The sequence below is a fragment of the Pyxidicoccus sp. MSG2 genome (assembly GCF_026626705.1).
In the GTDB taxonomy this organism is placed as follows: domain Bacteria; phylum Myxococcota; class Myxococcia; order Myxococcales; family Myxococcaceae; genus Myxococcus.
Genome location: NZ_JAPNKC010000001.1, coordinates 10,625,247 through 10,637,290 on the forward strand (window position 1 = coordinate 10,625,247; position 12,044 = coordinate 10,637,290).

General features: G+C 71.2%; 8 protein-coding genes and 1 pseudogene. 5 read left to right on the forward strand and 4 right to left on the reverse strand.

Features of this window, described 5'->3' with window-relative positions:
* On the reverse strand, positions 1 to 1,053 hold the full coding sequence (locus OV427_RS41460; protein ID WP_267861744.1) for a TauD/TfdA family dioxygenase: 1,053 nt from the start codon (positions 1,051 to 1,053) through the stop codon (positions 1 to 3).
* Positions 1,054 to 1,060: 7 nt separating this feature from the next.
* Positions 1,061 to 4,582 (reverse strand): condensation domain-containing protein, encoded by a 3,522-nt coding sequence (locus OV427_RS41465; protein WP_267861745.1) that lies wholly within the window; start codon positions 4,580 to 4,582, stop codon positions 1,061 to 1,063.
* A 32-nt stretch (positions 4,583 to 4,614) separates the two neighbouring features.
* Between OV427_RS41465 and OV427_RS41470 the strand changes: the two genes are divergently transcribed.
* Both OV427_RS41470 and OV427_RS41475 read left to right on the forward strand, forming a co-directional pair.
* Positions 4,615 to 5,886 (forward strand): glycosyltransferase, encoded by a 1,272-nt coding sequence (locus OV427_RS41470; protein ID WP_267861746.1) that lies wholly within the window; start codon positions 4,615 to 4,617, stop codon positions 5,884 to 5,886.
* Positions 5,883 to 7,247, forward strand: coding sequence for a cytochrome P450 (locus tag OV427_RS41475; protein ID WP_267861747.1), 1,365 nt, complete (start codon positions 5,883 to 5,885; stop codon positions 7,245 to 7,247). Before OV427_RS41470 ends, OV427_RS41475 begins: the two co-directional genes overlap by 4 nt.
* Positions 7,248 to 7,254: 7 nt before the next feature.
* Here OV427_RS41475 and OV427_RS41480 read toward each other — a convergent pair whose 3' ends face one another.
* Positions 7,255 to 8,556 (reverse strand): phthiocerol/phthiodiolone dimycocerosyl transferase family protein, encoded by a 1,302-nt coding sequence (locus tag OV427_RS41480; protein WP_267861748.1) that lies wholly within the window; start codon positions 8,554 to 8,556, stop codon positions 7,255 to 7,257.
* Positions 8,557 to 8,776: 220 nt separating this feature from the next.
* On the opposite strand from OV427_RS41480, the gene OV427_RS41485 reads away from it, so the two are divergent.
* Positions 8,777 to 9,832: an MBL fold metallo-hydrolase gene (locus OV427_RS41485; protein WP_267861749.1), complete on the forward strand. Its 1,056-nt coding sequence runs from the start codon at positions 8,777 to 8,779 to the stop codon at positions 9,830 to 9,832.
* On the opposite strand, the gene OV427_RS41490 is transcribed toward OV427_RS41485, so the two are convergent.
* Positions 9,824 to 10,750 carry a LysR family transcriptional regulator gene (locus OV427_RS41490; protein ID WP_267861750.1) on the reverse strand — a complete coding sequence of 309 codons (927 nt, stop codon included), beginning with the start codon at positions 10,748 to 10,750 and terminating at the stop codon, positions 9,824 to 9,826. The genes OV427_RS41485 and OV427_RS41490 overlap by 9 nt on opposite strands.
* Before the next feature lie 143 nt (positions 10,751 to 10,893).
* Between OV427_RS41490 and OV427_RS41495 the strand changes: the two genes are divergently transcribed.
* Together OV427_RS41495 and OV427_RS50910 are read left to right on the forward strand one after the other, a co-directional pair.
* Entirely contained in the window at positions 10,894 to 11,730 is an 837-nt protein-coding gene (locus tag OV427_RS41495) for an SDR family NAD(P)-dependent oxidoreductase (RefSeq protein ID WP_267861752.1), read from the forward strand.
* 18 nt (positions 11,731 to 11,748) lie between these two features.
* Positions 11,749 to 11,859: pseudogene (locus tag OV427_RS50910) on the forward strand (twin-arginine translocation signal domain-containing protein); the annotation flags it as partial.
* Between the last annotated feature and the right edge of the window lie 185 nt (positions 11,860 to 12,044).

Genomic DNA, 12,044 nt, shown 5'->3' on the forward strand with positions numbered 1-12,044 from the left:
TCACCCCGGATCCGTTCGAGGGAAGTCGTCCCAGGAGAAGGGATGGGCGAGGGCGGCCAGTACCCGGCGCGGGCCGACGAAAGGCGCGCGGCCGTGCGCGGCCAGCAGGTTGTCGACGAGGAGCACGTCGCCTTCCCGCCAGGGGAAGCTCACCGTCTCCTCGTGGTACGCGGCGCGCAGTTGCTCGAGCACGTGGGGCTCGATGGGCGAGCCATCACCGTAATAGGTGTTGTTGGGAAGCGCCTCCTCCCCGAGCTCCGCGCGCAGCGCCGCGCCGACCTCGGGAGGGAGTGTCGAGACGTGGAAGAACGTGGCGTGGTTGAACCACACGGGCTCGCCGGTGACGGGGTGCTGGCCCGCGGCGCGGCGGCGCTGCCGGGTCTTCAAGTGCTGGCCGTCCTTCCACTCGAACTCGATGCCATTGCGGCGGCAGTAGTCCTCCACGGCTGCCCTGTCCTCCGTCTGGAAGGCGGTGCGCCAGGAGAGGCCGAACCGGTCGTCGAAGTTGCGGACGTACAGGTAGCCCTGCTCCAGGAAGCGGGCGCGCACGGAAGCCGGGAGGCGCTGATAGATGCGGCGTGTGTCGGCGAGGGGCGTCTGTCCGCCCTCGCGCGCGGCCGTGACGCAGCAGAAGACGAGCCGCAGCGGGAAGGTCAGATTGTAGGACTGCTCGTTGTGCAAAAAGATGGGCTCGCTCGGAGGGTGGTCCGTCGAGGTGTAGATGTGGCCTCGCACCACGGAGCGCGGTGACGAGCGCTCTTCGTAGGCGAGTGGCTCTCCGGCGATGGCGCGAGTGACGGGCTCCAGGGCCTCGGCGGAGCGGATGTCGAAGCCGCGGAAGAGCAGGGCACCGTGGGCGTGGAGGCGAGCCTCGATGAGCTCCCGGTGGCTTCGGGCCCACTCGGTCAGGACGAGCTCCCGGAGCGAGGGTCTGACCACCAGCGGCAGACGCGAGCCGGGTTGAAGCTCCTCGAAGTGGACCGAGTCCGCTCCGGATGCGCCGAGCTCCCTCCTGCGGAGGGAAGGCAGTGGCTTCCTGCTCTTGGGCTCCATGTGCGTGCTATCCCTCGCTCTTGCGCCGGATGTTCCGGAACTTCTCGGCCCGTGCTCCGCGGAGCGCCTCGGCCTGGGTGAGCTTCCGCTGCCGGTGGAGCTCGGCGAGCGTGTCCCGGAGCTCCTCCAGTGTTGCGTCCGGCCGTCCGGTGGCGGCGGTGAGCAGGGCTTCGAAATCGCCAGCCAGCCGGGAGATGGCCGCGGCGTCGAAGAGCGCCGTGCTGTAGCGGAGGGAGCCCCCCAGGCGGCCCGAGGACTCGGAGAGGATCACCGACAGGTCGAAGGGTGAGCCCCCATCATCCACCGGGAGCTGGCGCGAGGTGAGCCCGGGCAGGGCGAGCTCAGGCAGGGGCGCGTTCTCCAGGACGAACATCACCTGGAAGAGCGGGTTGTAGCGCGCGTCTCTCGGGGGCCGCAGGGCCTCGACCAGCGTGTCGAAGGGCAGCTCGGAGTGCGCGTAGGCCCCGAGCGCCACCTCCTTCACGCGCGCGAGCAGCTGCCGGAACGTCGGGTTGCCCGACATCCCGACGCGGAGCACGAGCTGGTTGACGAACAGGCCGATGAGCCCCTGCGTCCTGGGGTGGTGCCGGTTGGCGATGTCCGTGCCCACCACGAGGTCCGTGCGTCCCGTGCGGGCGTGGAGCACCGCCAGGAAGGCGGAGAGCAGCGTCATGAAGGGCGTGGCGCCCTCGGCCCGGCCGAGCGCCGCGAGCGCCTCGGTGGACTCCGGGGAGAACGAGAGCGGATGCCACGCCCCTCGCAGCGAGGGCATCGCGGGCCGGGGATGGGCCTCCGGCAGCTCGAGTACGGGCGGGGCGCCGGCGAGCTGGGACTTCCACCAGGCCGCCTCGGACTCCCGCAGCCCCTCCTCCAGGCGGCGCCGCTGCCACGCGGCGAAGTCCGCGTATTGGAGGGGGAGCTCGGGCAGCGCGAAGGGCCTGCCCTCGCGCAGGGCCGTGTACAGGGCACCCAGCTCGCGGACGAGCACCCCCATGGACCAGCCGTCCGTGACGAGGTGATGCAGGGTGAGCACCAGCAGGTGCCGGTCTCCGGCGAGCTTCAGCAGCCGGGCGCGGACGAGCGGTCCGTGCTCGAGGTCGAAGGGGCGCCGCACCTCCTCGGTGAGGAGCCGCCGGGAGACCGGTTCGCGCTCCACCTCGGGGAGGGCGGACAGGTCGGTGAGGGCGCCGTCCCTGGAGAAGAGCGAGTCCGGCACGTCTCGCGCGGGAGTGATGCGCTGCACGCGCGAGCCGGCCACGGTGGGGAAGGATGCCCGCAGGGCCTCGTGCCGGCGGAGGACGGTGGCGAGGCTTCGCCCGAGCAGCGCCACGTCGAGCTCGCCCTCGAGCAACACCGCCGCGGGGATGTTGTACGCGGAGCTCGCCGGGGCGAGCTGCTCCAGGAAGAGGATCCGCTCCTGCGCATGCGAGAGGGGGACGGTGTCGCCGTGGGGGACGGACTCGAGCGGCGGCAGCGCTGGGGAGGGGGAGTGGAGCGCAGCGAGCACCCGGGCCGTGAGCTCGCGCAGGCTGACGCCATCGAGCAGGTGCGCGATGGGGAGGCTGACGCCCAGGTCCTCCTCGAGCACGGCCTTGAGCTCCACGGAATGGATGGAGTCGAGCCCGAACGCGGTGAGAGGGCGGGCCTCGTCGAGCGCCGCTTCCGGGACGGAGAGCCGCCTCGCGAGGTGGGCGCGGAAGGACGCTTCCAGCACGCGCGGGCGCTCCGACTCCGGGTGCGACAGGAGTGCCTCCCGGGTCAGGCGCGGAAGCTCGGGGGCGGGCTGCCGCGCGAGTTCCCCGCTCGCGAGGGTGCTTCGGGCGATGAGCTCGAGCCCACCCGAGAGGTACAGCTCCCGGCAGGCGCGGCGCTGGATCTTCCCGCTCGACGTCTTCGGGATGCTGCCCTGGGAGATGAGCACCACCTCGTATGGGGAGACCTGGTGCTGTGCGGCCACGGCCTCGCGGATCGAATCGAGGAGCGCTTGGGGCTCGAAGGGTTGCGAGCGCGAGGCCTCCAGGACGAGCACGAGCCGCTCCTCACCGGCCACGTCCACGGAGAAGGCGGCGGAGCAGCCGGGGCGCAGGGCGGGGTGGAGGGGCTCGGCGGTCTGTTCGAGGTCCTGCGGGTAGAGGTTGCGCCCGCGCAGGATGATGAGGTCCTTGAGGCGACCGGAGACGAAGAGCTCGCCACCGACGAGGAAGCCGAGGTCGCCGGTGCGCAGCCAGGGGCCCTCGCCGGTGTCGCTCCGGTGGGCCTGGAAGGTCCGGGTGGTCTCCTCGGGCTTGTCCCAGTAGCCCTGGGCGACGCTCGGGCCCCGGACCCAGATTTCACCCGTGCGGCCCTCGGACAGGGGCGTGGCCGATGCGGGGTCGACGATGAGGAGCTCATGGCCCGGCACCGCGGAGCCGCACCCCACGAGGGTGCGCGAATCGCCGGGGCCCCGGTCGGAGACACGCGACTCGAGCGCCTCGCCGCGCTCCAGCGCCTCGCGCTGGAAGTGGCGCACGGTGGGAGCGGTGGCCTTCCGCCCGGTGGTGACGCACAGGGTGCCTTCGGCCAGCCCGTAGCAACCGAAGAAGGACTCCGGGCGGAAGCCGCTCGGAGCGAAGGCCTGGGCGAAGCGCTCGAGAGTCTCGGCGCGGATGGGCTCGGCACCCGTGAAGGCGAGCTCCCACGTACTCAGGTCGAGCGTGGCGCGTTGCTCGGGCGGGGTCTTCCGGACGCACAGGTCGTAGGCGAAGTTGGGCCCGCCGGAGAACCGGGCGCGGTAGCGGGAGATGGCCTCGAGCCAGCGCGCGGGGCGCTGCAGGAAGTCGAGCGGCGACAGGAGGACGATGGACAGCTCCGCGTAGAGGGGCTGGAGGATGCCGCCGATGAGCCCCATGTCGTGGTAGGGGGGCAGCCAGCTCACGGCGCGGCTCCGGGGCGGGCTCCCGAAGGTCTGCTGGATGGCGGTGGAGTTGCGCAGCAGATTGCCGTGGGTGAGGACGACCCCGCGAGGCGAGCCCGTGGAGCCGGAGGTGTACTGGAGGAAGGCGAGCGACTGGGAGGTGAGGCCCGGATCCATCCAGGCTGAGGCGGTGTCCTGGGGCACCTCGTCGCTGGCGAGCCAGGTGAGGGAGGCGAGCCGGGGTGCCTGCTCGGCCATCCAGCCGGCCATGGCGTGGATGGCGGAGGTGGTGAGCACGAAGCGCGCGCGGGCGTCGGCGATGAGGGCCTCGAGCCGTGGCAGGGTGCGCTGGAGGCGGGACGGATCGGGCGGGTAGGCGGGGACGGCGACGGCGCCCGCGTAGAGGCACCCGAAGAAGGCGGTGATGTACTCGAGGCCGGGCGGGTGGAGGAGCAGCACCCGCTCGCCGCGAGCCCCCTGCTCCTGGAGGAGGGCGCCGATGGCCCGCGCCTGCCGGTCGAGCCCCGCACAGGTGAGCCGGGCCTCCTGCGTCTCACCATCCAGCAGGAAGGTGTAGATGACCTCATCCGGTGCGCTGGCGGCGCGCTGACGGGCCAGGTCGATGAGGGTGTCCATGCGCCGTGGACGGTAGTCCGAAGTTGAAGGTGATGTCATATTCACGCGCCATGCGCATCACGCTCATCACGTTCGGCACGGAGGGAGACGTCCGGCCCCTGGTGGCGTTGGCCGAGGGCCTCGCCCGGGCGGGACACACCCCGGTGCTGGTGGCCGACCCGACGTTCGCGCCGCTCACCGAGGGGCGCGGCATCGTCTTCAAGCCCCTCTCCGGTGACATCCGCACCACCACGGCCAGCTCGGAGATGGAGGCGCTCTTCACCCGGGGCCTCAACCCGGCGGAGCTCTCGCGCATGATGGCGCGCCTCGCCATCGACCACTCGGAGTCGTGGGCCGAGCAGTTCCTCGCCGCGGCCCGGGGCAGCGACGCCATCATCGCGATGGGCCTGGGGTACTTCATCGGACTGGCCATCGCGGAGAAGCTGGGCATTCCCGCCATCGGCGCGGGCCTGCAGCCCGTGTCTCCCACCGGCCGGTTCCCGCCTCCGCTCATTCCTCCACCCCGGCGCCAGCTGCCAGGGGTGGTCAACCACGCGCTGCACGTGGCGGTGCGGCAGCTCGTCTGGCTCGGCTTCCGCCGCATGGTCAACCAGGCGCGCCGCAACGTGCTGGGACTGGAGCCCTGGTCGCTCGTCCATCCCGGCCACGTCATGTTGAAGCGCCGCTGGCCGGTCATCTACGGCTACTCGCCCGTGGTCGTCCCGCAGCCGTCCGACTGGCCCGACATCATCAAGGTCACCGGCTACTGGTTCCTGGATGGAGCCGGTACCTGGAAGCCGCCGGCGGCGCTGCTCGACTTCCTCGATGCCGGGCCAGCGCCCGTGTATGTCGGCTTCGGCAGCATGGGCGGCTTCGACCCGGCGGAGACGAGCCGGCTCGTCGTCCGCGCGCTGAACGGCCGGCGTGCGGTGCTGGCGGCGGGCTGGGGTGCGCTGGACCGGAGTGCCCTCCCCGACACCGTGCACTTCCTGGACTCGGCGCCGCACGACTGGCTCTTCCCCCGGATGTCCGCCGTCGTGCACCACGGCGGCGCGGGGACCACGGCCGCGGCGCTCCGCGCGGGCGTGCCCATGGTCATCGTGCCGTTCCTGGGTGATCAGCCCTTCTGGGGCTGGCGCATGGAGCTGCTCGGCGTGGCGCCAGGCCCGATTCCGCGCAAGCAGCTCACGGCGGAGAACCTCGCCTCGGCGATTGCCGCCACGGACCGACCCGGGCTGCGCGAGCGGGCCCAACAGCTTGGCGGACTCATTCGCGCCGAGGACGGCGTGGCCCGGGCGGTGCGCATCATCGAGGGAGTGCGATGAGCGCCGTGCGAGAGGCACCGGGCACGAGGGGCCACTGGTTCTGGGGCAGCCTGCGCGAGCGGCGGAGGGAGTCGCTCCACTTCTTCCTCCGGATGCACCGCGAGCACGGCCGCGTGGCGCAGTGGCGGATGGGGCCCTTCAACCGGGTGCTCTCCCTGGTGGACCCGGAGCACGTGCGGCACGTCCTGGTGGAGCACGTGGGCCGGTACACGAAGGGCTTTGGGGGGCAGCGGCTGAGCGCCATGCTCGGCAACGGGCTGCTGACCAGCGAGGGAGACTTCTGGAAGCGGCAGCGGCGGCTGGCCCAGCCCGCGTTCCACCGCGAGCGGCTGGTGCCGATGGTGCGGGTGATGGAGGAGGAAGGTCGGCGCATGCTGGAGCGCTGGCGGGAGCGTCCGGACCCTTCCGCGCCGCTGAACCTGGCGGAGGAGATGGCGAGGACGACGCTCTCCATCGCCAGCCGGGCGCTCTTCTCCACGCAGGTGATTGGCGAGGCGGGCCGTGTCCTGCCGGCGCTCACGGTGGCGCAGCAGGAGGTGAACGGGCGCGTCCTCGCCCTGTTTCCGCTGCCGCTCGCCCTTCCCACTCCGGGCAACCGCGCCTTCCTGCGGGCGCGCCGGACGCTCGACGCCGTCGTCTTCGACATCATCGCCCGTCGCCGCCGGGGGGAGACGACCGGGCAGGACCTGCTGGCGATGCTGATGGAGGCCCGCGACGCGGACACGGGCGAGGGCATGACGGACGCCCAGCTCCGCGACGAGCTGATGACGCTCTTCATCGCCGGGTATGAGACCACCGCCAACGCGCTGGCCTGGACCTGGTCCCTGCTGTCCCAGCACCCGGAGGTGGAAGCGCGGGCGCGCGCGGAGGTGGCCCGGGTGCTCGGCGAGCGGGTGCCCGAAGCCGAGGACATCCCCCGGCTGCGCTACCTCTCGCAGGTCATCGAGGAGAGCATGCGCCTCCACCCTCCCGCCTGGGTGCTGGTGCGGCAGGCGCTGGAGGAGGACGCGCTGGACGGCATTCGCATCCCCGCGGACCCACGCCTCATCGTGGCCATCTCACCGTGGACCATCCACCGCCAGCCGGACCTCTGGCCGGAGCCGGAGCGGTTCGATCCGGACCGCTTCTCACCGGAGCGCGCGGCGGGGCGGCCCCGCCTGGCCTACCTGCCCTTCGGCGCGGGACAGCGTCTGTGCATCGGCACCCACTTCGCCATGATGGAGATGGTGCTCCTGCTCGCGCAGGTGCTCCGGCGCTACCGACTCAGGCGCGTGCCGGGCACGAAGGAGGAGCAGGAACCCCTGGTGGCGCTCCGCCCCAAGGGAGGAGTGCCCATGTACCTGGAGCCCCTCGACTCCTGAACGGCCATCATCCGATGGCCGCCCGCAGCCGCTGCTCGAAGCGGCCCAGGAGCGACTCGGCGCGGCCCGGCCCGAGGTTCCGCCGGTCATAGACGGTGTGGGCGCGCAGCCCGCCACACGTGCTGACCGACATCACCACGGCCTGGCTCGGCAGCGCTCCGCCCAGGAAGCCCATGCCCTGGAGCGTCAGCGTCCGTCCGGGTTCCGGCGTGGGCAGGCGTCCGACGTTGGTGATGACGCTGTTCCAAGGGAAGCGCATCATCCCCTGGATGAGCGCGATGCCCCCCTCCCGCGAAAAGTTCGGCGGGGCCTGCGCGTAGGTGAGCTCGTGCAGGAGGTGGGCATTGCCCAGCTCGGCCTGCTGCCGGACGTCCTGCGTGACGGTGCGCGCCAGCTCCCAGAACGGCTCCTGGTTGCTCACCCGGATGCGGCTGACCACGCCCGACAGGCGCACCCCGATGTCCTCGGAGCCCGTGGGGCTGTGACGCACGGTACGCAGGTCCACGGGTGAGCCGAGCGACAGCACCACCGAATGCCTGGGTGGCAGGAACTCCGCGTGCAGGGCCCCCAGCCACGCCGCCCCCAGGGCTCCGTGGACCGTCGCACCGTTTCGCCGGCAGGTCCGGACCAGCGCCTCCGTCTGCTCGGGCGACAGCTCCAGCAGGTGGTGGCCATTCTCCCGGGTCAGGCGCAGCTCCTCGCACAGCCCCGGGACGACATTGCCGGGAGCCAGCGTCTGGGCCCGTGCCCGGATGTCCGCGACCACCTTCGCGAAGTGGCGGGCCTTGTCCGGCGCGCCGAAGGCCTCGGGGCGATAGAACGACTCCTGGGCTGGCGGTGGCGCGCTGGGAGGCGGGGCCACGCCCTCATCCAGGAAGCGAACCAGCTCCGTCAGCAGCCTCGCGCTCGAACGGCCGTCGGCGATGGCGTGATGGAACGTCAGCCCCACCCGCGACCGCGCCGCGTCACCGGCCACGTGAGCCCGGAACAGGGGCGCACTGCCGTCCGCGAAGGGCCGGTCCAGCTCGCGCAGCCAGTGGGCGAGCAGCTCCTCCGGCGCGAGGCGCACCAGCTCCGGCGGGACCACGTCCACGGACTCGAAGCAGGGGCGGCCCACAGTGGCGTCCTCGACGATGCGCGCCCGCAGGAGGGGGTGGGCCTCGGCGAGTGCCACGAGCCCTCGCGCGAGCGCCTCGTCCGAGACGGGGCCGGTGAGCTCCGCGTAGGCCACGAAGTTGCCGCAGATGACCCGGTCGATCTGCCAGAAGAGGCACTCCGCCAGCCCCAGCGGGCGGCGCCAGGCAGTCATCGATTCCGAGCTCACTGAAGGCAGGGGTACGGCACTCATGGGTTGACCTCCGCGCGAGGGCTTCGTGCCGCCCCGCGTCATCCGAGCCGATGTGAAGACTGATTCAGCCTTCAGCATACCTGTCCCAGGGATTGCGTGAATGGCGTCACCGCCATCGCGCGCCGCTACCACGGCCGCCAACCCCTGGAATGGACGCGTCCGGACCGCCTATACCGGGGCCATGCGGACTCGGACGCGGAACTGGCTGCTCGGGAGTGGTGCGTTCCTTCTGCTCCTCCTCGCGGGGCTGTTCGTGATGGGGCGCGCCTCGCGCGCCCAGCGTCCGAAGCTCTCGCCCGCGGTGCTCAACCGAGCGGAGGAGCCGCCGTGCCCGGACGCTCCCGCGGCGCAGGGGGAGGGCCGCGCGAGTCCGCGGGCGAGCTGGACGGGCATCGCTGGCGTGCGCCTGGAGGTGTGCGGCCTGGCGGGGTCGCCTCCGGCCACGCTGCTCGTGGACCCCTACGTCACGCGGCACAGCTACCCGGAGTTGGCCCTCTTCCCGGTGGACGCGGACGCCGCCACGCTGGCACGGGCGTTTCCCCGCGCGGACATCATCCTCGTGGGGCACTCGCACCACGACCATCTCGGGGACGTTCCGGAAGTGGCGCGCCGCACCGGGGCTACCGTGGTGGGGACCGAGACGACGTGCGCACTCGCCGTGCAGATGGGGCTCCCCCCGGCGCAGTGCCGCGTCCTCCGGGATGGCCAGCTCCTGCGCATGGGCCCCTTCGAAGTGGAAGCCGTGGCGCATCCGCACGGGCGGACCGTACTCGGCGTTCCGTTCCCCGGAGAGGTCGCTCCGTCGGGGGAGCCGGGGACGGTGCGGCTGCCCCGGGGGTGGGAGATGAAGATGGGCGGGGCGCTCGCCTTCATCGTGCGGGTGGAGGGCCGGACGCTCTACCACCAGGGCAGCGCGGGGCTCTCGGACGCGCAGCTGGAGCGGGTGCGGGGCCTGAAGCCGGACGTCGCCTTCCTGGGGCTCGGGCTGCGGCAGAACACGCCGGACTACGAGGCGCGGCTGCTCGGCGCACTGCAGCCAAAGCACGTGTGGGCTGTGCACCACGACGACTTCTTCGGCCCCGTGCTCGGGGACGAGGTGCCGCTGCTCTCGGGTGTGGACCTTCCCGCCTTCGAGCGGGAGGTGGCGGCGCGCGTGTCGCCGACGGCGCTCGTCACCCGGAGGCCGTTCGAGCGCTGGACGCTGCCCCCTCCATCCGTGCCTCCGCCTCTACCGTGAGACGGCAGGCTCGCCTCTTGTGGCCCGGGGTGTGTAGCGAAGCGCCCCAATGAGCGCCGCCAGTGCGGGAGGCGTCTGCCTTCGACTGGGGTGATAGAGGTAGTAGCCGGGGAAGGTCGGGCACCACTTCTCCAGAATCCGCTTGAGCCGCCCGGCCTCGATATCCGCCGCCACCAGGTCCTCGTAGATGTACGCGAGGCCCTGTCCCGCCAGGGCCGCCTCCCGGATCAGGTCGGTGTTGTTGAACACGAGGGGCCCCTCGACACGAACCTCGAAGGGGCGCCCCTTCTGCTCGAAGTCCCAGGCGTAGAGCCCGCCTGACTTGACGTGCCGGTAGTTGATGCAGCGATGGCCCGAGAGCTCGCGGGGCGTCCGGGGCACCGGATGGTCCGCGAAATACGAGGGTGTGCCGACGATGGCCATCCGGATGTCCGGCCCGATGCGGACCGCGATCATGTCCTTCTCGACGATGTCGCCGAAGCGGATGCCGGCGTCGAGGCGGTCCGCGACGATGTCGGTCAGGTTGTCATCGACAATCATCTCCACCCGGATATCGGGATGGGACGCAAGGAAGCCCGGCAGGGCAGGCATCACGACGGAGGAGACCGCATGCCTGGTCGCGGTGATGCGGACGGTGCCGGCCGCCTTCCCGCGCAGGGCCCCGGCCGCGTCCACCCCGGAGGAGATCTCCTCCAATGCGGGTCGCAGGGAGCGCAGCAGCGTCTCTCCTGCTTCGGTCGTCGACACCGAGCGCGTGGTCCGCGACAGGAGCCGCATCCCGAGCCGCTCCTCGAGGGCCTTCATGGCGTGACTCAACGCCGACTGGGACATGCCGAGCTCGGCCGCCGCGCGGGTGAAGCTGCCCTGCTCAGCGACGACAGCGAAGGCGGCGAGGTCGTACAGGTCGTCTCGTTTCATTCATGCACCACATGCATAAGCCCAAGCGAATTATAGCGGCTGGTCGCAATCAGGACCCAGGGCTATCTGATTGCCACTGGCCCGGAGCGGACCGCACACCGGCGGCCGCCGAGGCCTCCTCCATCTCCGAAAAAGGAGCTGTCATGAGCAACAAGAAGGTCTGGTTCATCACGGGAGCCAGCCGTGGCATGGGCGTCGATTTCGCCAGGGCCGCCCTGGCGGCCGGGCACGCGGTTGTGGCCTCGGGCCGGGACAGCGACCGCGTGACCAAGGCCCTGGGTCGGTCGAACGACCTGCTGGCCGTCAAGCTGGACGTCACCCGCCGCGCCGATGCCGAGGCGGCGGTGCGGGCCGCTGTCGACCGGTTCGGCCGCATCGACGTGCTGGTCAACAATGCCGCCAGCTTCTACGCGGGCTACTTCGAGGAGCTGACACCGGAGCAGATGGAGCGGCAGCTGGCGACGAGCCTCATCGGCCCGATGAACGTCACCCGCGCTGTCCTGCCGATGATGCGCAAGCAGCGCTCGGGGCACATCATCTCGATCTCCTCGACAGCGGGCCTCTCGGGCTTCGAGTTCGGTACCGCCTACGCCGCGTCGAAGTTCGGCCTGGAGGGCTGGATGGAGTCGCTGCACGCCGAGGTCGCGCCGTTCGGCATTACGACCACCATCGTCAACCCGGGGTTCTTCCGCACGGAGCTCCTCACGGAGCAATCGACGAACTACGCCGAGCCGTCCGTCAAGGACTACGACGAGCGCAGAGCGCCGCTGCTCGAGTTCTGGAAGGCCCAGAACGGCAAGCAATCCGGCGACCCGGCGAAGCTCGCGCGAGCGCTCATCACCATCGCGAGCCAGGAGCCACCGCCGCGCCGCTTCATCGCCGGCGCCGATGCCATTGCCACGGCGGAGCAGAGGGTCGCCGAGCTGAAAGCGCAGCTCGAAGCGTTCCGCGCCCTGTCGACTTCACTGGCGTTCGATTGAGAAGGCGAGGAGCGATTGATGAAGAAGAACAAGCAAGCAACTGGATCGACTACCCAGGATCGCCCAGCCCTCGGTCGCCGCGACTTCCTGGCTCATACCGCCCTTATCGGGGCAGGGTTGGCCCTCGGGCCCTTGGCGTGCGCCACGTCATCGGAGCAGTCCAAGGGAATCAGCAGCGGGAGCGACAAGGGGCTGCGTAGCGGAGAAAGCAAGATGAAGACACGAAAGCTCGGAGGCTTGGAAGTCTCGGAGCTGGGAGCCGGGTGCATGAGCATCAGCGCCAACGACGGCCCCGCTGCGGATAGAGACCAGGG

Bases quoted from the DNA above. Each gene is read 5' to 3' on its own strand.
- OV427_RS41465 (WP_267861745.1), bottom strand. From the start codon at position 4,582: ATGGACACCCTCATCGACCTGGCCCGTCAGCGCGCCGCCAGCGCACCG.
- OV427_RS41480 (WP_267861748.1), bottom strand. From the start codon at position 8,556: ATGACTGCCTGGCGCCGCCCGCTGGGGCTGGCGGAGTGCCTCTTCTGG.
- OV427_RS41460 (WP_267861744.1), bottom strand. From the start codon at position 1,053: ATGGAGCCCAAGAGCAGGAAGCCACTGCCTTCCCTCCGCAGGAGGGAG.
- OV427_RS41470 (WP_267861746.1), top strand. From the start codon at position 4,615: ATGTCATATTCACGCGCCATGCGCATCACGCTCATCACGTTCGGCACG.
- OV427_RS41495 (WP_267861752.1), top strand. From the start codon at position 10,894: ATGAGCAACAAGAAGGTCTGGTTCATCACGGGAGCCAGCCGTGGCATG.
- OV427_RS41485 (WP_267861749.1), top strand. From the start codon at position 8,777: ATGCGGACTCGGACGCGGAACTGGCTGCTCGGGAGTGGTGCGTTCCTT.
- OV427_RS41475 (WP_267861747.1), top strand. From the start codon at position 5,883: ATGAGCGCCGTGCGAGAGGCACCGGGCACGAGGGGCCACTGGTTCTGG.
- OV427_RS41490 (WP_267861750.1), bottom strand. From the start codon at position 10,750: ATGAAACGAGACGACCTGTACGACCTCGCCGCCTTCGCTGTCGTCGCT.